The sequence below is a fragment of the Aquimarina sp. AD10 genome (genome assembly GCF_003443715.1).
GTDB classification, from domain to species: Bacteria; Bacteroidota; Bacteroidia; order Flavobacteriales; family Flavobacteriaceae; genus Aquimarina; species Aquimarina aggregata.
Genome location: NZ_CP031965.1, coordinates 1,745,689 through 1,769,234 on the forward strand (window position 1 = coordinate 1,745,689; position 23,546 = coordinate 1,769,234).

Here is a 23,546-nt window from a genome sequence, read left to right on the forward strand (position 1 = left end):
TAGTCTAACCTGTACATCCTTTAAATTAATTGTATTTGGATACCGAAGAAGAAAAAATTTTACTAATTGCATTACAGTCAGATAAGGACATTGATAAGGCATTTACTAAACTAGTGACGATATATCATAAACGATTGTATTGGCACATCCGTAATATGGTCAAGAATCATGCTGACGCAGATGATATATTACAAAATGTATTTCTTAAGGTTTATAAAAGCATAAAAAAATTTAAAGGTGACAGTAAATTATATTCATGGTTATATAGGATTGCGACAAATGAATCTATATCTTTTTTGACTCAAAAAGCCAAAAGGTATAATATTAGTAATGAAGAACTAAGTCAACAACTAATTCAAAATTTGGAAACAGATGTATATTTTGAAGGAAATGTAATTCAAATGAAATTACAAATGGCTATTGCCTCTTTACCACAAAAGCAACAACAAGTTTTCAACATGAAATACTTTCAAGAATTAAAATACAAAGAAATTTCGGAAATTCTAGAAACTAGCGAAGGGGCGCTCAAAGCATCCTATCATATTGCTACAAAAAAAATTGAAGCTTTTTTAAGAGACGATTAAACCTTTTTATATCTTTTAAGTCATATATATAGTGAAAGACAAAAAAACACATAAAAACGATAGTGGATTTAAAACACCAGAAAACTATTTTGAAAGTTTCAACCATAGACTTTTAGAAAAAATAGCTCTTAGTGAAAAACAAAAAACCTCAACACTAAAAAAAATGGATTCAGGTTTTAAAGTTGCTGATGACTATTTTATATCAGCACATGATACTATTTTACAAAAAACTATTGCACCTAAACCAAAAAGCAAATTAAGGACCTTAATATCAACTAAAAATATTATATACGTATCAGGAGTAGCGGCTATGATAGCCTTAATTTTATCTATCTCTATTACTAAAAAATCACCTCTAGATTTTGATACTATTGAAATGACGGCTATTTATGAATATTTAAATGAAGAAAATATTGAATTAAGTACTACGGATATAGCAGGTTTATTAGATGAGGACATTAACTACATACAAACTTTTGAGGATGAGCTAGGTAACGATGATAACTTACTAGACTATTTATCTGAAGAAGATTTAGAAAATGAAATTATATTTACCGAATAATTGTTTAAACATGAAAAAGATACTATTACTTACATGTATTATACTTATTTCTAACATTTCCTTTGCTCAAAAGGGATCTAGAGAAAAAGTAAAAGCATTCAAAGTAGCATATATAACTGAGAAACTAGAATTATCTAGTACAGAAGCACAGGAATTCTGGCCATTATATAATGCTCATCAAGAAACGATATCAAAATTACGAATGCAAAAACGTAAAATCATAAGAGCTCTAAAAGAGGCTAATGCAAACCAGCAAGATCTTAGTGATGAAGAAGCTACAAAATATTTAGATAATCATTTCAAATTAGAAGAGCAAAAACATCTTTCTCGTAAAAAACTTCTTACAGATCTCAAAAAAGTAATTTCTAGTAAAAAGATTTTAAAATTAATAAAAGCTGAAACAGATTTTAATAAAAGAATACTCGAAAAAATTAAAGAGAAAAGAAAAAGAGGCAATTAGCCTCTTTTTCTTTTCTCTACATCAAATGCATTTAATGTTAGATCCAAAAATTAATCGAATATCAATCTAGCTATTCTTCCTTTACCAGCGGCTATCGCAGTAGTATTAGAAATAAAGCGTAATGTATAAAAGCCTTCCTTGCTTAATTCGACCCAATTCTTTCCAAAATCATTTGATACTGAAATACCGGTAAAACCGATAGCAACCAATTTTTGTCCATTACTATTAGGAATATATCGCACACTACTTTTATAACCAGGTCCATTATCCTGAGTTATCAAACTCCAAGTTTTTCCGCCATTAACAGTAATAGCTTTATTTTGTAAATTTTTAGTAGGATTTGTGTAGTCTCCGCCAAAAATTACTCCATTATCTTTATCATAAAAATGAATAGCATATCCTCCTGTTGTAGAAGTTCCTTGTATTAAAGGAGTATTATATACCTCCCAATGTTCACCTCTATCTGGTGAATAGAACACTCTTGATTTCATACCTCCTGATAGTATCCAAGTGTTATCCCCTACACTACTAATATTTCCGTTACTTGCTGCAAAAGCAGCTTCTCCTTCTTCCGTTTTTGGTAAATCATTACAAGAAATCTTTGTCCAATTTTCACCACCATCTTTAGTTATAATGATCGACAAACAATCCTCTGTGGGGTCTCCCATTGCAATTCCTTCATTTTCATTCCAAAACAGCATAGCATCATAAAACACTTTATCATGAGTTTCTGTATACACTATTTTTTCCTCTTTAGTAATCAGGTCAATTTTTCTCATCCTTGCAGGAGAGCCAATACCCAAACTAAAAAAAGATGAATTATTAAAACCTACTGCACGTTGCTCTGTAATCCAATTGTTTTCATTTTTAGTCTTCTCAGAAATTTCAAATTCTATTAATTCATGATAATTCGTTTTTAGATTAATAAATCCATATCCTTTATTATATCCAAATCCTATCAACGTATCATTATATATATCCAGTGCGCGTATACTTATTGAATCTTCAAGAATCATATCAATTTTAACCCGAGTAAAATCATGAATATTATTATTTTCTTGACTAGTACAGCACATAGAACCTAAAACCAATATAAAAATAATCGTGTATTTCATTAATTAATAATTTTAACCAAATATAATTGTATTTCCCAACAAAGACATACCTTTGCACACCTTAAAAAAAACAATACCATGCGTTTACATAGAAACCTTGTCTTTGCTGTTATAGATGGATTGAATGAAATATTCAACAAAGGAGCATATGCAGATAAAGTTGTTCAAAAACTATTAAAGAGAGATAAAAGATGGGGCGCACGTGATCGTGGTTTTGTTGCTGAAACTGTGTATGAAATTGTAAGATGGAAACGTCTGTATGCTGAAATTGCCGAAGTAAAAGAGCCTTTTAATAGAGATAACTTATGGCGGATTTTTGCTGTATGGGCCACTTTACGAGGTATTCCCCTACCCGATTGGAAACAAATTGAACCAACTCCAACTCGACGAATTAAGGGTAAATTTGATGAACTTAGTAAGATAAGAAAGTTCAAAGAATCTATTCCCGATTGGATGGATGAACTAGGAGAGCAGGAATTGAAAAAAGAATGGGATCAAGAAATCCACGCATTAAATGAACAAGCTCCTGTAATTTTACGTGCTAATACTTTAAAAATATCAAGAGATAAACTAAGAAGTATTCTTGAAGACGAGAATATTGATACCGAATTTATTAAAGGTCATAATGATGCTCTTAAACTTGTAGAAAGAACAAATGTGTTTTCTACAGAAGCTTTTAAAAACGGAATGTTTGAAGTACAAGATGCATCTTCTCAACTAGTTGCCGATTATTTAGATGTTCAACCAGGACAACGTATAGTAGATACATGTGCCGGAGCAGGAGGAAAAACACTTCATCTTGCTGCTTTAATGCAAAACAAAGGACAAATCATAGCTATGGATATTTATGAAAATAAATTAAAAGAGCTAAAAAGAAGAGCCAAAAGAGCAGGTGCACATAATATAGAACCTAGAGTAATTACGGGAACAAAAGATATCAAAAAACTTCATGGCAAAGCAGATCGTGTATTAATTGATTCTCCTTGTAGTGGTTTGGGTATACTTAGAAGAAATCCTGATGCAAAATGGAAATTACAACCTGAGTTTTTAGATAACATAAGAAAAACGCAATCAGACATACTAGAAAGTTATTCTAAAATCGTTAAATCCGGAGGAAAACTTGTTTATGCAACATGCTCTATCCTGCCCTCTGAAAATCAGGATCAAGTGAAAAAATTTCTTTCTACAGAAATTGGCCAAGATTTTACCTTAATCAAAGACAAAAAAATTCTTGCTCACAAATCTGGCTTTGATGGATTTTACATGGCATTATTAGAAAAAAAGTAACATCAAATACATTAAATTGACCTATTTACTAATTTTGAAATTGTAAATAGGCCATAATTCTTATCCTATATTTTATCGATGGACTACAAATCGGTGAATAAATTCATAATTGTTTTCTGTTTTAAGCCGTATAGCATATAGTCCTGTTTCTAAATTACCAACATGGATCAGTTCGGTAGTGCCATGGTCTTTTGTTACAGTATTTGTATATATTTTACTTCCTGTAACAGGACTAAATATAGTATACCGTAAGGTTTGCCCCATGAAATTATCTAATGCTAATTTTAATGTATTTGTAACAGGATTAGGAAATATAGTTAAACTAAATTCTTTGTTAGATTCAATATTAACATTATTTGGAGTTACGGTTGCATTTTCATCATTTTTACTAACAGATATTAAATCAAATTGTTGATTTTTATTATTTAATGTTTTTGTCCAGGTATGAACATTCGCACCATTTTCATTATTCTTATCCAGAGCTTGATCTTCGCAATGAACAGGAATTAGGAAATAACTATCATTATGTTTTTCAACATACCACTTTTGGTGGTCTGAATTTGGGCTAGTCCAAGTATTTACATTTTTTCTATTTCCGCATTCACCCTTATAAACCTCTAAAAACCTTCCTGTACCAATGTTTCGCACAGTATGTTTTCCATCTGATAGATGTTTAAATTCCCATTTGTGGTCACTAAATACTTTTGCGCTAGAATACATTCTTACATTAAAATTATCCCAACTCGGTGACATTACATTTTCATTATTAGCTCTACTTCTGATAGTATAAACCCCATTAATTAACATTCTGCCTGATGCGATAGGATTTCCGATGGTAATTGTTATTTGTTTTTCTTTTTTACCTCCTTTATTATCTTCTGCTATTGCCTTTAACTTATAAGTTCCTGACGACAAGTTTTTTAACTTAGCATCCTTATCTTCTAAATGTCCCCATTCATAAGGAGCATGAGTTTCTTGTCTAATAAAATCATTATTAATGTATAGTTTCACATTAGCAACATTTCCATCTTTATCGTCGGCTAGAATTATAGGTTTCAAATCGGTACCAACGGCAAATTGATCTCCATTTTTAAGTGTTTTAAATACTACAGTAGGAAGTTGATTATTGTTTCCATTACCTATATGTTTAATCGCATATAAAATTCCTCCTTTTGGTCTTACAGACCTAAGTACTTTAGGATTACCAAAATTGTTATAAATAAAAACTTTATCTGATCCTCCAAACTCTCCAACTTTACCCTTCACATCGGTGGTATTGTTGTATATTATATTATTTGGACCCGGAGGCTTATGACCATACTGCGCTCCCCCCGTAGCAAAGGCTCCCCAACTTCTCCAACGTTGTATGGTTATTTTGTTTTTTTCGATAAGATTATTGCCATCATCTTTATTATGGAAATTAATATCTGTATTCACAAAATTACAATCAAACACAACATTATGATCCGCTCCTTGTTGAATGGCAAAATGACGAATTCTTTTTACAGTTTCATTATAAAATAAATTATCATGTCCTCTAACGTCGTAGTATCCTTCTCCTCCTCCACCTTTATTATAAGAACCATCTATTAGATTATCTCTAAAAGTATTATAATTACCATTTACTTTAATAGGATTAGTACCGGCTTCAATAAACTCACAATTATCTACCCAATTATCATTAGAATCATTCTCTATCCGAACAAAAGTCACATATAAATTTTTAATTCCATTAGGATCATTCTCATGACATCTCCTGCACCATTTATTGGTTGGATTATTACGATCATCTTGAGGTGATGCATTGGATACGGGAAAAGTAAATTTTAAATCTTCTAACCCTGCCTTGGACACCTTATCAAAAATAATTGCATATTTATCATTAGTTCCTCTTAGAGTTACTCTAACAATACTTTGTCCTGGTATACCTCTAAGAATAACACCACTTTTCATTCTTATCTCCTTGTTAAGGATATGAATTCCTTTTTCTAAAAATACGACACCGCCTCCTTTGGTGCTCGTTCTATCAATTGCTTTTTGAATATCTGTGCCAGGACCAAGTCTTTCTATTACAGGTAACTCTGTTCTTAGCGGAATTCCTCCTCGGACTCCTACTTTTGACCATCGATCCATTTTTGAGTAATCACTATCATTTTTAGAAACGTCAAAGGTCCATCCTGGATCGCCAATCCTTTGTGCGTTAATATGAGATAAAGTAAGTAAGAATATTGAAATTAGGAATGTGATCTTAAATTTTGTGCGAAATGGGGTTTTCATATTTTTTATTGTGATTAGTATAAGTTATAAAAGTTGGTATTTAAAATAAATCAAAGATTAAAAATACTACCATAAAACATAGAGACCTTTAAAGTTCTAGTATCCGTAAGGCAATATTTTAAAATCGTTTTTTCTTATAAAGAATACGTTCATAATACTAAAATTCAAGCTTAGACAAGTAATTGTTAAAATTTGGTGGATAACTATATGTTTGAATGCTAATTTTATGCAAAACTTTGTGCAGAAAACAGTAAATTTGCTCCTTGTTTAATACAACACAATAATCCTAAAATGATTCATTTCTTCGGAAACCAAAACGAGAAGCTATTTGCAGTTCAAACAGACAAAGAAATCTCACCTGAAAATATTAAAAAATTAATCTGGTTATTTGGCAACCAACCTATACTTTCTGCGGCGTCTATTGACGCTTTTTTTGTTGGTCCACGTGCCGCGATGATTACTCCTTGGAGCACCAACGCAGTTGAAATAACGCAGAACATGGGTGTTAAAGGAATTATCAGAATAGAAGAATTTCAAGCTGTTTCTAAAGATTTTACAGATTTTGACCCAATGCTTTCTCAAAAGTATAATGGATTGGATCAAGATATTTACACTATTGCTATTAAGCCTGAGGTCATTTTAGAGATTGATGACATTGCAGCCTATAATGCTCAGGAAGGTTTAGCACTAAACGATGAAGAAATAGAATATTTAGAAAGTGTAAGTACTAAAATTGGAAGAAAACTAACAGACTCTGAAGTTTTTGGATTTTCGCAAGTAAATTCAGAACATTGTCGTCATAAAATATTCAATGGCACTTTTGTTATTGATGGAGAAGAAAAACCAACTTCTCTTTTTAAATTAATTAAAAAAACTTCAGAAACAAATCCAAATGATATTGTTTCTGCTTATAAAGATAATGTGGCCTTTATAAAAGGACCGAAAGTCACACAATTTGCACCTAAAACTGCCGATAAGCCAGATTTTTACGAAGAAAAAGAATTTGAAAGTGTTATTTCTCTTAAAGCAGAAACACATAATTTCCCTACAACTGTAGAGCCTTTTAATGGTGCAGCAACAGGATCTGGTGGTGAGATTAGAGATAGACTTGCAGGAGGTAAAGGTTCTTTGCCTTTGGCAGGAACTGCAGTTTACATGACTTCCTATTCGAGATTAGAAGATAATCGTCCATGGGAACAAGGCACAAATGAAAGAGATTGGTTATATCAAACTCCGATGGATATTTTGATAAAGGCCTCTAATGGAGCCTCTGATTTTGGGAATAAATTTGGACAACCCCTGATTACTGGATCAGTATTAACTTTTGAACATGAAGAAGAAGCTCGAAAACTAGGGTTTGATAAAGTTATTATGCAAGCAGGTGGTATCGGATATGGTAAAGCTGAACAAGCCATAAAAGCTACCCCGCAAAAAGACGATAAAATTGTAATTCTAGGTGGTGAAAACTATCGAATTGGTATGGGAGGTGCTGCCGTTTCCTCTGCAGACACAGGAGAATTTAGTAGTGGAATAGAACTAAATGCTATTCAGCGTTCAAACCCCGAAATGCAAAAAAGGGCTGCCAATGCTATACGTGGAATGGTCGAAAGTGAAGAAAACACTATTGTTTCTATTCATGATCACGGTGCAGGAGGACATCTTAATTGCCTTTCTGAACTCGTTGAAGAAACTGGTGGTAACATAGATCTTGATAAATTACCAGTAGGTGATCCTACACTATCTGCCAAAGAAATTATTGGTAATGAATCACAAGAGCGTATGGGCTTAGTGATAAGTAAAAAAAATATATCTACCCTCGAGCGTATTGCCCAACGTGAGCGTTCTCCTATGTATCAAGTTGGTGATGTAACTGGAGATCATAGATTCACGTTTACTTCTAAAACCAAAGGTGACACACCTATGGATTTAGCACTTGAAGATATGTTTGGGAGTTCTCCTAAAACTATTATGAATGATGTTACTATTGACCGTAACTACAAAGACATTTCATATGCTAATAATGATTTTTACAACTATTTAAACAAGGTGCTACAATTAGAAGCTGTAGCCTGTAAAGATTGGTTGACAAACAAAGTAGATCGTTGCGTTGGTGGTAAAGTAGCCAAACAACAATGTGTTGGACCTTTACAAATACCTCTAAATAATTGTGGTGTAATGGCATTAGACTATACTAGTTCTGAAGGTATTGCCACTAGTATTGGTCATTCCCCAATATCTGGATTAATTGATCCTAAAGCCGGAAGTAGAAACTCTATAGCAGAGGCCTTAACAAATATCATTTGGGCTCCTCTTAAAGATGGACTAGCATCAATCTCTCTATCTGCCAATTGGATGTGGCCTTGTAAAAATGAAGGTGAGGATGCCAGATTATATGAAGCTGTAAAAGCAATTTCTGATTTCGCTATAGAACTAGATATCAATGTTCCTACAGGTAAAGATTCTTTATCTATGAAACAAAAATATCCTAATGAAGAAGTCATTGCTCCTGGAACGGTAATTATATCAGCAGCTGCTAATTGTAATGATATTAATAGTGTTGTTGAACCTGTACTTCAAAAACATGGAGGATCTATTTATTACATAAATCTGTCACAAGATTCTTATAAACTAGGAGGATCTTCTTTTGCTCAAATACATAATAAAATAGGAACTGCAGCACCAACAATAAAAGACTCGGCGCGGTTTAAAAAGACATTTAATGTTATTCAGGATCTAATCCGAAATAAACATATAGTAGCTGGGCATGATGTTGCTTCTGGTGGTTTAGTCACAACATTACTAGAGCTTTGCTTTGCAGATGTTCATCTTGGAGCAGATATCGACCTTACTTCTATTCAGGAATCCGACTCTATTAAATTATTATTTGCAGAAAACTCAGGAATCGTTATCCAAAGTGCTCTCAATTCGGATATAGAATCTGTACTATCTAACCATGGCATCGAATTTTTTGCCATTGGAAAAGTAACTCAAGAAGCTGTTGTGCATCTTAAAAATTCAACTGATACTTTCACTTTAGATGTTGAAGAATTAAGAAACACTTGGTATAAAACTTCTTTTTTATTAGATCAAAAACAAACTGCCAATAATTTGGCAAAAGATAGATATCAGAACTTTGCAAAACAGCCATTGCAATATGAGTTTCCTATTCATTTTATGGGTAGAAAACCCATAATAGACACTACCAAACCAAAACCCAAAGCAGCTATCATTCGTGAAAAAGGAAGTAATTCTGAACGCGAAATGGCAAATGCAATGTACTTAGCTGGATTTGATGTTAAAGACGTACATATGACAGATTTAATATCAGGTCGTGAGACTTTAGAAGACATACAATTTATTGGCGCCGTTGGAGGTTTCTCAAATAGTGATGTATTAGGCTCTGCAAAAGGTTGGGCAGGTGCCTTTTTATATAATGAAAAAGCCAATACTGCGCTAAAGAATTTCTTTAAAAGAGAAGACACTTTATCTGTAGGTATTTGTAATGGGTGTCAATTGTTTATGGAGTTAGAAGTAATTAACCCAGATCATTCAGAACATGGTAAAATGATTCACAATGAATCCCAAAAACATGAAAGTAGTTTTACTTCAGTGAAAATACAAGATAATAATTCGGTGATGTTATCGTCTATGGTAGGTACCACACTAGGAGTATGGATTTCTCATGGAGAAGGAAAGTTTAATCTCCCTCTATCAGAAGATCAATATCAAATCGTAGCTAAATATGGATATGAAGAATACCCTTCTAATCCAAACGGCTCAGATTACAATACAGCTATGATGGCGGATAAAAGTGGACGACATTTAGTTACTATGCCACATATCGAGCGTTCAATATTTCAATGGAATTGGGCAAATTACCCAAAAGGAAGAAAAGATGAAGTTTCGCCTTGGATAGAAGCTTTTGTCAATGCTAGAAAATGGCTAGAGAATAAATAGTTTTCATGAAACATAAAAAAGCACTCTTGGTTATTGATATGCAAAAAGGTTCTTTTATATCAAAGGCTCCTAGATTTGATACCGAGGGTGTAATACTTAGGATAAATAAATTATCTAAACTTTTTAGAAACTCTGGATTTCCTGTAATTTTCATACAACACGATGGCACTAGTGCAAATGAGTTTATTCCTAACACTACGGAATGGGAAATACTAGATGCATTAAATGTTGACGCCATTGATATCTGTGTAAATAAATATGCTAATGATGCTTTTTACAAATCCAAATTACAATCGTTATTAAGCTATCATAAAGTAGATGAGTTGTATATTACAGGATGTGCTACAGATTTTTGTATTGCTTCAACAATTCAATCAAGTATTGTAAAAGATTATGATATTACAGTTGTAGAAGACGGACATACTACGGGAGAAAGACCGCATTTAAAAGCTAATAAAATTATTGAACACTATAATTGGGTGTGGAAAAACATGATCAAAACAGAAGGGAACTTGGTCGTTAAAAATTTTAAACAGATTGAAAAAGAAATGATAACTACTTAATAATAAAATATCTACAATAAAATTTAAACAAATCTTATTCTTCTAAAAAAAATACTTTCTAATACTTATCATTAAAAATTATAAAATTACCTATATTTATAAGAACCTATTTCACAAAGCATTACATTAAAAGCTTTTGAACATCAGAACAAAAAATATAGCAACAAAAACAAGAAAATATTGAAGAGTTACTAAATTAAAGCTTGTTTTTTTATATATTAGGGTTGCGTATTATCAGATTTTTTATAATTTGCGAAACTATGCACGCATAATAGTTTTTAATACCCTCAAAAACTATTAAAATATTTTAAAATAACATATGACTACAATTACTAGACTATTTGATTTTCCTCACTATCAACTAAACAAATTCAATTTAGATAAGGCCTTAATAACCAAATATGATGGCAAATGGGTAGCTACCTCTTCTGCAGAATATGTAGAAAAAGCTAACCAACTTAGTCGAGGCTTACTGCGTTTGGGTGTAAAACCAAATGATAAAGTAGCAATAATATCTTCAAATAATAGAACAGAATGGAATATAACAGATATTGGTGTTTTGCAAATTGCAGCCCAAGATGTTCCTATTTACCCTACGATATCTCAAGAAGATTACGAATACGTTTTAAATCACTCTGAATCGGTATATTGTTTTGTTTCAGACAAAGAAGTATATCAAAAAATAAAAAATATCCATGCCAATGTACCTTCACTAAAGGAAGTGTATTCTTTTGATGACATCGATGGTTGCAAAAATTGGAATGAAGTATTAGAACTTGGTAAAGATGATAGTAATCAAGACGAAGTTGAAAAAATTATGGCTTCTGTAAAAGAAGATGATCTTGCAACTTTAATCTATACATCCGGAACAACAGGAAGACCTAAAGGTGTAATGCTAAGTCATAAAAATATTGTTAGTAATGCACTAGCAAGTTCTACAAGGTTTCCGTTAGCATCTGGAACTACAAAAGCATTAAGTTTTTTACCTGTTTGCCATATTTATGAGCGAATGACCATGTATTTTTATCAATATCTTGGAGCGTCTATTTACTTTGCAGAATCTTTAGAAACTATTAGTGATAACCTAAAAGAAGTGAAACCAGATGTAATGACTGCGGTGCCTAGACTACTTGAAAAGGTATACGACAAGATCATAGCTAAAGGAACAGATTTAACAGGTATCAAAAAGAAACTATTCTTCTGGGCTGTAGAATTAGGTTTACAATATGAGCCCTATGGAGCTAATGGTTGGTGGTATGAAAAGAAACTAGGGATTGCTAGAAAATTAATTTTCAGCAAATGGCAAGAAGCTCTCGGTGGTAATATCAAAGTTATCGCATCAGGAAGTGCTGCATTACAGCCTAGACTAGCAAGAGTATTTAATGCCGCTGGACTTGCTGTTATGGAAGGTTATGGATTGACAGAAACATCACCAGTAATTTCTGTTAATGACACTAGAAATAATGGCTTCAAAATTGGAACCGTAGGAAGAATACTTCCGGATACAGAAGTAAAAATAGCAGAAGATGGTGAGATTCTAGTAAAAGGTGCTCAGGTAATGCAAGGGTACTATAAAGATGAAGAAAAAACTAGTGAAGCCTTACAAAATGGATATTTTCATACCGGTGATATCGGTGAAATTGACAGCGAAGGGTTCTTACGTATTACAGATCGTAAAAAAGAGATGTTCAAAACCTCTGGTGGTAAATACGTTGCTCCACAATTGATTGAAAATGCCATGAAACAATCTCGTTTCATAGAACAAATCATGGTTATTGGAGAAGGAGAAAAAATGCCTGCAGCCTTTGTGCAACCAAATTTTGAATTTTTAAAAGATTGGGCACAACGTAAAGGGCTAGACATAGGATCCACAACGCAAGAAATGATATCCAATCAAACTGTAATTGATCGTTATCAAGAGGAAGTTGATGAACATAATGAGAAATTTGGAAAATGGGAACGCGTAAAACGATTTGAACTTACACCAGACGAATGGAGTATAGATTCTGGTCACCTTACCCCTACAATGAAACTTAGAAGAAAAATTATAAAGGAAAAATATACAGAATTATATTCTAAAATTTATGGCTAATTCAATTCGCTGATTACAATAGAAGATGCGTACAAGCTTAACTATAAATCAGTAAACTCCTCATTTTATGAGGAGTTTTTTTATTAATTCAACAGAAAAACGTAAATTACTTCAGTTTTTCTTAAAATATTACATTATTTATTATGCGTGCATAATAAATTTTCTTACCTTTACCTTCATAATAATTTTTGAATGAGGGAAAAAACAATTGATTATGCGCTCAGGGCCACTTGGATGGCTGTAGCCAAAATGTATAATGAAGAAGCGAGTAAAAAAGGAAGCACTATGGCTACTGGATTTGCCCTACTTAGCATCGATCCAGAAACTGGTACTCCTTCAACTTCTTTAGGTCCCAAAATGGGAATGGAAGCTACAAGTCTGTCACGTACTTTGAAAACCATGGAAGAAAAAGGTTTAATCTTTAGAAAAAAGAATCCTCAAGACGGCCGTGGTGTACTCATATATTTAACTCCTTTTGGTTTAGAAATGAGAAATTTCTCAAAAGAAGTAGTATTCACTTTTGATAATGCTGTTAAAAAACATATTCCAAAAGAGAAGTTAGAAACTTTCTTAGAAGTCTTTCAATTAATCAATGATCTGATTTCTTCTAAAAAAGTATATACAAAAAACGAATCTATAACACCTTAATAACTCGAAGTTAAACAAAATGAAAAGAACCATTAAAAAAGTTGCAGTCGTAGGATCAGGAATAATGGGATCCGGTATTGCATGTCATTTCGCTAATATTGGTGTCGAAGTGCTATTATTAGATATAGTTCCTAGAGAACTAAACGACAAGGAAAAAGCAAAAGGACTTACCCTTGAAAACAAAGTGGTACGTAATCGATTGGTAAATGATTCTCTTACCGCAGCTCTTAAATCTAAACCTTCTCCTATCTATCATCAGAAATTTGCAAGTAGAATCACTACAGGTAATCTGGAAGATGATATTGCAAAAGTAGCGGATGTAGATTGGATTATCGAGGTTGTTGTAGAAAGACTTGATATTAAAAAAATAGTTTTTGAAAACTTAGAGAAACATAGAACTCCAGGGACATTAATAACTTCTAACACCTCTGGTATTCCTATAAAATTCATGAACGAAGGACGCAGTGAAGATTTTCAAAAACACTTCTGCGGCACACACTTCTTCAACCCTGCACGTTATTTAAAATTGTTTGAAATCATACCAGGACCTAATACCTCTCAAGAAGTATTAGATTTCCTAAATGGTTATGGTGAAAAATTCTTAGGAAAGACATCTGTAGTTGCCAAAGATACTCCTGCGTTTATAGGTAACAGAATAGGTATTTTTAGCATCATGAGTTTATTCCATATGGTTAAAGAGATGGGATTAACTATTGAAGAAGTAGATAAACTTTCTGGTCCTGTTATCGGTCGTCCAAAATCAGCTACTTTTCGTACAGTAGATGTAGTAGGATTAGATACATTAGTACATGTTGCAAATGGTATTGCTGAGAACTGTACAGATGATGAACGTCTTGAGTTATTTAAACTTCCTGAGTTTATTAACACCATGATGGAGAATAAATGGTTAGGAAGTAAAACGGGTCAGGGATTTTATAAAAAAAGTGTTTCTGCTGAAGGTAAAAAAGAAATCCTTTCTCTGGATCTAGACACACTAGAATATAGAACAAAAAAGAGAGCTTCTTTTGCAACTTTAGAAATGACTAAAACTATTGATAAAGTAGTAGATCGTTTTAAAGTTCTAGTTTCAGGAAAAGATAAGGCTGGTGAATTTTACAGAAAAACACTATCTGCTTTATTTGCATATGTTTCTAATCGTATCCCCGAAATCACCGATGATCTATATAAGATTGATGATGCAATGAAAGCCGGATTTGGTTGGGAGCACGGACCATTTCAAATATGGGATGCTGTTGGTGTTGAAAAAGGAATAGAAATAATGAAAGCAGAAGGTTTAGAACCTGCAGCTTGGGTAAATGATATGATCGCTTCTGGTAGTACTTCATTCTATACAGTAAAAGAAGGAGCTACTTATTTTTATGATATCCCTAAGAAAGAACAAACTAAAGTTCCTGGACAAGATGCCTTTATTATTCTTGACAATATCCGTAAATCATCAGAAGTATTTAAAAATAGTGGTGTTGTTGTAGAAGACCTTGGAGACGGCATCTTAAATGTCGAATTCCAAAGTAAAATGAATACTATTGGTGGAGATGTTTTAGCCGGTCTTAATAAAGCAATTGATATTGCTGAAAAAGATTTTCAAGGGCTGGTTGTTGGTAATCAGGCGGCAAATTTCTCTGTAGGAGCAAATATTGGAATGATATTTATGATGGCAGTAGAGCAAGAATATGATGAGCTTAATATGGCTATAAAATATTTCCAGGACTCTATGATGCGTATGCGATATTCTTCAATTCCAACAATTACAGCTCCTCATGGTATGGCTCTTGGTGGTGGTTGTGAAATCTCACTTCATGCCGATAAAGTTGTTGCAGCTGCTGAAACTTATATGGGGTTAGTAGAGTTTGGTGTTGGTGTGATCCCTGGTGGTGGTGGATCTAAAGAAATGGCACTAAGAGCTTCAGATCTTTTTAAGAAAGATGATGTTGAGCTAAATATATTACAAGAACATTTCTTAACTATTGGTATGGCTAAAGTATCAACTTCTGCCTATGAAGCATTCGACACAAATTTACTTCAAAAAGGAAAAGATATAGTTGTGGTTAACAAAGATCGCCAGATCGCAACCGCAAAAGCTCATGCTAAGTTAATGGCAGAGCAAGGATATACACAACCTCCTCGTCGTAAAGATGTTAAAGTACTTGGTAAACAAGCTTTAGGAATGTTCCTAGTGGGTACAGATTCTATGGAAGCTAGTAAGTACATCTCTGAACACGATCAAAAAATAGCCAATAAACTTGGGTTTGTAATGGCAGGTGGAGATTTATCTGAACCAACTTTAGTATCAGAACAATATCTATTAGATCTAGAACGTGAAGCTTTCTTGTCATTATGTACAGAACGCAAGACACTTGAGCGTATCGAGCATATGCTTAAAAAAGGTAAACCGCTAAGAAACTAGAAAAAGAAAAAGAAATGAAAACAGCATATATAGTAAAAGCATATAGAACAGCCGTGGGAAAAGCACCTCGCGGAGTATTTAGGTTCAAAAGAACAGATGAATTAGCAGCTGAGACCATCCAACACATGATGAAAGAGCTTCCTAATTTAGATAAAGATCGCATAGACGATGTTATCGTTGGTAACGCAATGCCAGAAGGATCTCAAGGACTAAACATGGCACGTTTAATTTCACTTATGGGATTAAATTCTATTGATGTTCCTGGAGTAACCGTAAATAGATTTTGCTCTTCAGGTATCGAAACTATTGGAATTGCAACAGCTAAAATACAAGCAGGAATGGCCGATTGTATTATCGCTGGTGGTGCAGAAAGCATGAGTTCTGTTCCTATGACAGGATATAAAACAGAATTAAATTATGATTTAGCAAAATCAGGTCATGAAGATTATTATTGGGGAATGGGAAATACCGCAGAAGCTGTTGCCCACCAATTTAAAGTATCTCGTGAGGATCAAGATGAATTTGCATATAATTCTCACATGAAAGCTTTAAAAGCTCAAGCAGAAAATCGTTTTCAAGATCAGATTGTACCAATCAATGTAGAACAAATTTATGTTGATGAAAACGGTAAAAAAGCTACAAAATCATATACTGTTAATAAAGACGAAGGTCCTCGTGCAGGAACCAGTAAAGAAGTTCTAGGTAAACTTAGACCAGTTTTTGAAGCTGGAGGTAGCGTTACTGCAGGTAACTCATCTCAAATGAGTGATGGTGCGGCTTTTGTAATGGTCATGAGTGAAGATATGGTAAAAGAGCTAAACCTTGAACCTATTGCTAGGTTAGTTAACTATGCAGCCGCTGGTGTAGAACCAAGAATAATGGGTATTGGCCCGGTAAAGGCTATTCCAAAGGCTCTGAAACAAGCTGGATTAAAACAAGATGATATTGAATTAATAGAGCTTAATGAAGCTTTTGCTTCTCAATCCCTTGCCGTAATGCGCGAATTAAATATCAACCAAGATATTGTAAATGTTAACGGAGGTGCAATTGCACTTGGTCATCCACTTGGATGCACAGGAGCTAAACTTTCGGTTCAATTATTTGATGAAATGCGCAAACGAGACATGAAAGGAAAATACGGAATGGTTACGATGTGTGTTGGAACCGGGCAAGGTGCCGCTGGTATTTTCGAATTTTTAAACTAAAAAGCTAAGAAAAAATAAAATAATGAGTACAGAAACTACAAACAAAGATATTCTTAGAGGAGGACAATTCCTTGTTAAAGAAACTAAAGCTGAAGATGTATTTACTCCAGAGGATTTCTCTGAAGAACAGAAAATGATGCGTGACAGTACCAAAGAATTTGTAGACCGCGAACTTTGGGCACATTGGGAAAAATTTGAATCAAAAGATTATGCGTATACAGAAGCATGTATGAAAAAAGCTGGTGAGCTTGGATTACTTGGTGTTTCTGTTCCAGAAGCATATGATGGATTAGGAATGGGATTCGTATCTACGATGTTAGTTTGTGATTATATTTCTGGTGCAACAGGATCTTTTAGTACCGCTTTTGGAGCACATACCGGTATTGGTACAATGCCTATCTCACTATATGGAAACGAAGAACAAAAGAAAAAGTATGTTTCTAAATTAGCTACTGGTGAATGGATGGGATCATACTGTTTAACAGAACCGGGAGCTGGATCAGATGCCAATTCTGGTAAAACAAAGGCTGTTTTATCAGATGATGGTAAACATTATTTGATTTCTGGTCAAAAAATGTGGATTTCAAATGCTGGATTCTGTAATGTTATGATCGTATTCGCTAGAATCGAAGACGACAAAAATATTACTGGGTTTATCGTAGAGTATGATCCAGAAAATGCAAATGGAATTACTTTAGGTGAAGAAGAAAAGAAATTAGGTATTCACTCATCCTCTACTCGTCAAGTATTTTTTAGTGACACTAAGGTACCTGTAGAAAATATGTTATCTGAAAGAGGTAACGGGTTTAAAATCGCCATGAATGCATTAAACGTTGGGCGTATCAAATTAGCAGCTGCTTGTTTGGATGCACAGCGTAGAGTAATTGGTGAAGCTACAAAATATGCAAACGAGCGTATCCAGTTTAAAACACCTATTATGAACTTTGGCGCTATCAAAGCTAAAATTGCTGAGATGGCTACAAACACTTATGCTGATGAATCTGCATCCTATAGAGCTGCAAAAAATATAGAAGATAGAATTGCTATCCGTCAAGCGGAAGGAAACTCTCATCAAGAGGCAGAGCTTAAAGGAGTTGAAGAATATGCAATTGAGTGCTCTATACTTAAAGTAGCTGTTTCTGAAGACGTTCAGAGTACGGCTGATGAAGGTTTACAAATTTTTGGTGGAATGGGATTCTCTGCTGATACTCCTATGGAATCTGCTTGGAGAGATGCTCGTATTTCTCGTATCTATGAAGGGACGAATGAAATCAACCGAATGCTTGCCGTTGGAATGTTAGTGAAGAAGGCCATGAAAGGTCATGTAGATCTTCTTGGACCTGCTATGAAAGTAGCCGACGAATTAACTGGAATTCCTTCTTTTGATGTACCAGATTATTCTGCTTTACTTTCTGAAGAAAAGGAAATCCTTGCTAAACTTAAAAAAGTATTTTTAATGGTAGCTGGTTCTGCAGTACAAAAATTCGGACCTAAATTGGAAGAACACCAGCAATTACTTATGGCTGCATCTGATATTTTGATCGAGATTTACATGACAGAATCTGCAATTCTTAGAACTGAGAAAAACGCTAAACGTTTCGGTGAAGATTCTCAAGAGGTTCAGGTTGCAATGACACAATTATATTTATATAATGCCGTAGATATTGCTATCAAAAAGGGTAAAGAAGCTATAGTTTCTTTTGCTGAAGGAGATGAACAAAGAATGATGCTTATGGGACTTAAGCGTTTTACTAAATATACAAACCAGCCTAATGTAGTTGCATTAAGAACTAAAATAGCTGATAAAATTGCCGAAGAAAACGGGTATTTTCTTGGGTAGTATGAGTACGCCCTCCCTATGGCTTTAAACTAGGGAGTTGTTTAATTTTGATTTAAAAAACCGCTATTTCTAACGAAATAGCGGTTTTTTCTTTTTACATAGTAATAGCATCAAAAAAATAAAATAATTACCTCAATAAAGTATAGCTTCTACTAAAAATCAAATTAGTATGCTACAAATTCTCATACAAACAAAACGAATACTAAAGGAGTCCCTGATTTCATAAATGTAATATTTACATTTATAAGCTTGTAAAATTAGACTTGGCAAAATCAATAAGGTTAATCATATTACGGCATACCTTATACATTATTTAAACACAAGTTAATCAAAGTATTATCTATCTTTTAAAAGTTTAAATATAGACAGATAATATCTTCCCAATCATATAAAACTTAACTAAACTATGAAAACTCTAAAACCAATTTTCTGTGTCGTACTACTTTTATTGGGACTACTAAAAAGTTATTCCCAAGAACACCCTTTTCTTATCGTCAAAGAAAACCAATACCCTGCATTAAGAGCAAAATGGAAAACCAACAAAAGACCCTTTAAACCTATGAAGGATAGAGCTTTTGAACGATGGAACAATGCTTATGAAAATAATAATTTTGGATCCATGAGCACTGCTTTAAATTATAATATTTTGGCATACATTCTTGAAGAAAACACTTCGAACAGAATAAAATATAAAAATAGAATGTTCGAGATTTTAAAAGCCTGGGAAAGAGGTACTGATTTCTTGAGTGGCAACCATGGTAGGTTTACAGGTGGAGCAAGTATGCAATTTAATGCTATTGTTGCTCTAGATATTATTTATAATGATTTAACCTCTTCTCAAAGAATTGCTGCCGAAAAAGGAATTATTAAAGCACATAATTTTTATAAAAATAACAGCTCTTCTTGGACTTTGGTTGATTACGGTATAAAATTGGTTTATGCAATATTTAAAAAAGATGCAAAAGAAATAGCCAAATGGAAAGGAAAATATGACAATTATTTGTTTGATAAGTCTATGATGAATGATGGTTCTTGGGGGCAATCTTCAGGATATGTGTTTGCAAGAATGCACGGAGATCGGTTAGCAAAAAACTTTCCCATAGATATATTGCATTTTACTGGTCAAGGCAACTATTATAACGATTCAAGACTTAAAGCACTTTTTGAATGGTCTAATACATTTGCCGTAACTCCATCCGGTAGTACTACAAAATTCGGTGATACAGGTCACAATAGTTTTAGACTTAATAAAAGTACAAACTGGTACTTTGCCGAAAAATATGGCGCTACTAATGGAGGCATGGCTAGATGGAATATGGGGCCCAATAACTATCCCCCATCATATGTACATTCAAATTATTTAATATATATTTTAAAAAGTGTGAACCCTCCTACTCCTGTAATGCCTGTTTCTAAACTAAGAGAACACTCTGGTGCAGCACTTTGGGACAAAACTAATTCTAGAGAAGCTTTGCAAGGTGTATTACATTGCTTAAAAAGAGACAATCCTTCTGTAAATCAATTCGGGCATACACTAGAAGAATCAAATACTTTTGATCTTTCAGGGTATGGACAACATATGATCATGAATTCTGGAGTAAATTATGTAGGTTTAAATGGTCAAGGCGGTAATTACCCTGGTTATGCTCCTGATAATGGTCGTTGGAGTAGAGCTATTCTTCATAATACCGTTTTAATCGGAAATAAAACCAAACATGATCAAAGAGATGGAAATGGTCTGATCGATGGGCTTGTTGGTGGAAACATCGAATTTGGGACCACCGATGCAGGTCTTGCTATAAAAAATGGCACCCATAAAAGAACCTTAAGTCTTATACATCCAATAGTAGGTAAGTCTAATGGATATTTTGTAATTTATGATGAAGTGAAACCCACTAAATCTTCGGATAAGGTAACCATTAACTTTCAGGTAAATACCAAAAGAGGAGGTACAAATACTATTAAAACTAATCAAGAATATGTAGCACCCATTACGGCTGCAGTGTATAAGGATTTTAACAGTCATGATACTACCGAAAAAGTAAACTTGTTTTTTGCTTCTAGTCCACAAGTTGCCATTGTAGACTCTTACAAAGGAGGGTTTGATATTACCGATGTGAAATCTGATAATGTAAGAGCACAATACAATACTGGGGCTGATGGTTTTGTAAGAGCCACAACAATTGTCTTCCCAGAAGATAAAACGCATAAAAAACCTCCAATATCTAAAATTTCAAATGTAAATTATAGCGGAGCAATTGTCTCGCATAGTACTAATTTCAAAGATTACTATATTGGTGCAAGCCCTAGCAAAACAAATACATATAGTAATATATCATTTAAAGCTAATACTACTTTTTTTAGAAAAGAATCAGGTAAGACTACAAAATTTTCTTCTACTAATGGAACTAGTTTTAGAGATACCCAAGGTGTAGACTATGGATACCAGGCTTCTCAACAGGTTAGTATTGTCTTAGAAAATAATTCAGGTCATATTTATGCAAGAAAGAACTCAAACGTTACTTTTTACAAACAAAACATTACTGGTGTCAAAATAAATGGAACTAACACTACTGTTATTTCTTCTGCTTCAAATGCAGTTACCATCACCATCCCAACCGGAAGACATAAAATAGAATTAATTATTAATGGAACTCCTCCGGTTATCACACCAAGACCTGCGGCTAATTTAGCAAATGGAGATTATTTTATCGAAAATCCTACCGGAGGGGCTAGAATCAAAAATACTAATGGTGCAAGTATTTCTGTTACTAATGGTTCTGGAGATGATGTTAAGTGGACCTTTACTAAAATTAATGGTAGTAACAGCAACTATACCTTGAAAAATGTACAAACAGGAAGATATTTAGAAGTACCATATGGGGCTTGTAACGCAGGAGACAATACTCAAAATCCTAATGTTAATTTAGGTACCTACACGCAAGTCGTTGCGGATCACTTGAGATGGAATATTACTAAAGTTGGAAATGATTATTTCTTACAACCGCTACATTGCGAAAAGGTCGCGGATAGAAATAATGGAAAAAAGATGCACCTTTGGCCTTATCAAGCAGGCAATAAAAACCAAAACTGGAAAATTGTTAGTGTCAACAAACCTATTAACAAACCACCAACACTATCATTCTTAAGACCAACTTCGACTGCCTTTGAAGTTGGTGATAATCTTACCGTAGAAGCTAAGGCAAATGATGTAGATGGATTGATTTCTAAAGTAGAATTATTCTTTGATGGAAATATTGTTAGAAAAAGTCCACAATCTAATACTCATATTTGGTGGAGTAAATATGATGCCTTAATGACTAATTTAGAACAAGGGAGTCACACTTTGAAAATTGTTGCTACCGACGACTTAGGGGCCACCACAGAAGTATTTAAGACAATATTTGTTGGAAATACTACAAACTGTAGTTGGATCAAACAATCTGGTAAAGCAAATGATATTGGAGCCAATGGATCACATGTATATCTTATCGGCACCAATGGTTACTTGTACAGATCTAATGGAAATGGTGAGTGGATTAATACAGATAGATCTAAAAAGTTAAAACGTCTTGATGTGGCTCCAAATGGTGATGTATGGGCAATTGGAGAAGATAACAAACTGTGGCAATATAAATATCCTAATGGGCCTTGGTTAGATAAAAATGGAACTGGTATTGATATTGGCGTAGGAAATAATGTATACTACATTTTGGGCTTAGATAACAGAATTAGAAAATATACTGGAAATGGAACTTATGCTACATTAAGTAGTGGTACAGGAAAAAGAATCGACATTGATGGTAATGGCAACCCTTGGATAGTAGGCATGAATAACGGACTCTACAAATGGAATGGGAGTAGCTGGAATAGAAAGGGTTCCCTAACAATCTTAGATGTTGGAATAAAACCTAATGGAGATCAAGTGATGGTAACAAGTACGGATCAAAAAGTATATCTGTATTTAGACAATGGAGTATTTACAGAGTTACCAGGCAAAGCGACACAGATTACAACAAATTCTGATCATATCTCCTGGATCATAAACAATAACAATGATATTTATAAACAAAATTGTGATTCTAATATTGATCCCAATAAAGATATAGACATCACAAATACTATTACCATTTATCCCAATCCTGTACATGATGAAGGTTTCACAATTTATCTTGGAGACTTTGGAGTGTCTAGAATTAGTATTTTAGACGCTCAAGGTAAAGTAATTTACAAAACACAAACCGACAAGAAAAGTATAGAAATAGAGCACACATTATTAAAAAATAGTGGATTGTTTTTTGTAAAAGTCGTACAAAACAAACAATTGCTTGTAAAGAAAATATTGCTTAAATAAACCTTCTTGATAATACAGAAGTTTTAGAAAAAATTTGACAAGCAAAAAACCGTCTTTTTATAATATAAGAAGACGGTTTCTTTTTACCGATACCTCATTAAAATAAACTAAAACAGAGTTCTCTTCCTATACATTTAATAACTTAAACCCTATAAAAACTACAAATTCTTTATTCAA

The 23,546-nt window shown here is 33.5% G+C and carries 14 protein-coding genes; 12 read left to right on the plus strand and 2 right to left on the minus strand.

Annotated features, from left to right (window positions below):
• The first annotated feature begins 35 nt into the window (after positions 1-35).
• From D1816_RS07440 to D1816_RS07450, 3 genes are read left to right on the plus strand one after another with little or no spacing between them, the layout of a single operon-like run.
• Positions 36-584, plus strand: a complete 549-nt coding sequence (locus D1816_RS07440; RefSeq protein ID WP_066318109.1) for an RNA polymerase sigma factor — start codon at positions 36-38, stop codon at positions 582-584.
• 31 nt (positions 585-615) lie between these two features.
• Positions 616-1,146 (plus strand): hypothetical protein, encoded by a 531-nt coding sequence (locus D1816_RS07445; protein ID WP_118501936.1) that lies wholly within the window; start codon positions 616-618, stop codon positions 1,144-1,146.
• Between the two features lie 10 nt (positions 1,147-1,156).
• Positions 1,157-1,606, plus strand: coding sequence for a sensor of ECF-type sigma factor (locus tag D1816_RS07450; RefSeq protein ID WP_118506227.1), 450 nt, complete (start codon positions 1,157-1,159; stop codon positions 1,604-1,606).
• 50 nt (positions 1,607-1,656) lie between these two features.
• On the opposite strand, the gene D1816_RS07455 is transcribed toward D1816_RS07450, so the two are convergent.
• Entirely contained in the window at positions 1,657-2,721 is a 1,065-nt protein-coding gene (locus tag D1816_RS07455) for a sialidase family protein (RefSeq protein ID WP_118501938.1), read from the minus strand.
• A 78-nt stretch (positions 2,722-2,799) separates the two neighbouring features.
• On the opposite strand from D1816_RS07455, the gene D1816_RS07460 reads away from it, so the two are divergent.
• Positions 2,800-4,008, plus strand: a complete 1,209-nt coding sequence (locus D1816_RS07460; RefSeq protein ID WP_118501940.1) for an RsmB/NOP family class I SAM-dependent RNA methyltransferase — start codon at positions 2,800-2,802, stop codon at positions 4,006-4,008.
• Positions 4,009-4,080: 72 nt separating this feature from the next.
• On the opposite strand, the gene D1816_RS07465 is transcribed toward D1816_RS07460, so the two are convergent.
• A complete protein-coding gene (locus tag D1816_RS07465; RefSeq protein ID WP_118501942.1) occupies positions 4,081-6,285 on the minus strand; it encodes an RICIN domain-containing protein in 2,205 nt (734 codons plus the stop codon).
• A 291-nt stretch (positions 6,286-6,576) separates the two neighbouring features.
• On the opposite strand from D1816_RS07465, the gene purL reads away from it, so the two are divergent.
• The 8 genes from purL (at position 6,577) to D1816_RS07505 (ending at position 23,369) form a co-directional block, all read left to right on the plus strand.
• Positions 6,577-10,242, plus strand: a complete 3,666-nt coding sequence (gene purL, locus D1816_RS07470; RefSeq protein WP_118501944.1) for a phosphoribosylformylglycinamidine synthase — start codon at positions 6,577-6,579, stop codon at positions 10,240-10,242.
• Between the two features lie 5 nt (positions 10,243-10,247).
• Positions 10,248-10,805, plus strand: a complete 558-nt coding sequence (locus D1816_RS07475; RefSeq protein WP_118501946.1) for an isochorismatase family protein — start codon at positions 10,248-10,250, stop codon at positions 10,803-10,805.
• 319 nt (positions 10,806-11,124) lie between these two features.
• Positions 11,125-12,897 carry a long-chain fatty acid--CoA ligase gene (locus tag D1816_RS07480; RefSeq protein WP_118501948.1) on the plus strand — a complete coding sequence of 591 codons (1,773 nt, stop codon included), beginning with the start codon at positions 11,125-11,127 and terminating at the stop codon, positions 12,895-12,897.
• Between the two features lie 192 nt (positions 12,898-13,089).
• Positions 13,090-13,545 carry a MarR family winged helix-turn-helix transcriptional regulator gene (locus D1816_RS07485; RefSeq protein WP_066318131.1) on the plus strand — a complete coding sequence of 152 codons (456 nt, stop codon included), beginning with the start codon at positions 13,090-13,092 and terminating at the stop codon, positions 13,543-13,545.
• 19 nt (positions 13,546-13,564) lie between these two features.
• Positions 13,565-15,970 carry a 3-hydroxyacyl-CoA dehydrogenase/enoyl-CoA hydratase family protein gene (locus D1816_RS07490; RefSeq protein WP_118501958.1) on the plus strand — a complete coding sequence of 802 codons (2,406 nt, stop codon included), beginning with the start codon at positions 13,565-13,567 and terminating at the stop codon, positions 15,968-15,970.
• A gap of 14 nt (positions 15,971-15,984) precedes the next feature.
• Entirely contained in the window at positions 15,985-17,175 is a 1,191-nt protein-coding gene (locus D1816_RS07495; RefSeq protein ID WP_066318135.1) for an acetyl-CoA C-acyltransferase, read from the plus strand.
• Positions 17,176-17,197: 22 nt separating this feature from the next.
• On the plus strand, positions 17,198-19,015 hold the full coding sequence (locus tag D1816_RS07500; protein WP_118501960.1) for an acyl-CoA dehydrogenase family protein: 1,818 nt from the start codon (positions 17,198-17,200) through the stop codon (positions 19,013-19,015).
• Positions 19,016-19,421: 406 nt separating this feature from the next.
• The gene (locus tag D1816_RS07505; protein WP_118501962.1) at positions 19,422-23,369 is read left to right on the plus strand and encodes a T9SS type A sorting domain-containing protein; all 3,948 of its coding nucleotides are present in this window, start codon (positions 19,422-19,424) and stop codon (positions 23,367-23,369) included.
• Positions 23,370-23,546 lie beyond the last annotated feature (177 nt).

What these genes read in the sequence shown, in the direction of transcription:
- D1816_RS07490 (WP_118501958.1), top strand. Translation starts at nt 13,565, where the DNA reads ATGAAAAGAACCATTAAAAAAGTTGCAGTCGTAGGATCAGGAATAATG.
- D1816_RS07450 (WP_118506227.1), top strand. Translation starts at nt 1,157, where the DNA reads ATGAAAAAGATACTATTACTTACATGTATTATACTTATTTCTAACATT.
- D1816_RS07475 (WP_118501946.1), top strand. Translation starts at nt 10,248, where the DNA reads ATGAAACATAAAAAAGCACTCTTGGTTATTGATATGCAAAAAGGTTCT.
- D1816_RS07500 (WP_118501960.1), top strand. Translation starts at nt 17,198, where the DNA reads ATGAGTACAGAAACTACAAACAAAGATATTCTTAGAGGAGGACAATTC.
- D1816_RS07485 (WP_066318131.1), top strand. Translation starts at nt 13,090, where the DNA reads ATGAGGGAAAAAACAATTGATTATGCGCTCAGGGCCACTTGGATGGCT.
- D1816_RS07465 (WP_118501942.1), bottom strand. Translation starts at nt 6,285, where the DNA reads ATGAAAACCCCATTTCGCACAAAATTTAAGATCACATTCCTAATTTCA.
- D1816_RS07480 (WP_118501948.1), top strand. Translation starts at nt 11,125, where the DNA reads ATGACTACAATTACTAGACTATTTGATTTTCCTCACTATCAACTAAAC.
- D1816_RS07505 (WP_118501962.1), top strand. Translation starts at nt 19,422, where the DNA reads ATGAAAACTCTAAAACCAATTTTCTGTGTCGTACTACTTTTATTGGGA.
- D1816_RS07460 (WP_118501940.1), top strand. Translation starts at nt 2,800, where the DNA reads ATGCGTTTACATAGAAACCTTGTCTTTGCTGTTATAGATGGATTGAAT.
- D1816_RS07495 (WP_066318135.1), top strand. Translation starts at nt 15,985, where the DNA reads ATGAAAACAGCATATATAGTAAAAGCATATAGAACAGCCGTGGGAAAA.
- purL (WP_118501944.1), top strand. Translation starts at nt 6,577, where the DNA reads ATGATTCATTTCTTCGGAAACCAAAACGAGAAGCTATTTGCAGTTCAA.
- D1816_RS07455 (WP_118501938.1), bottom strand. Translation starts at nt 2,721, where the DNA reads ATGAAATACACGATTATTTTTATATTGGTTTTAGGTTCTATGTGCTGT.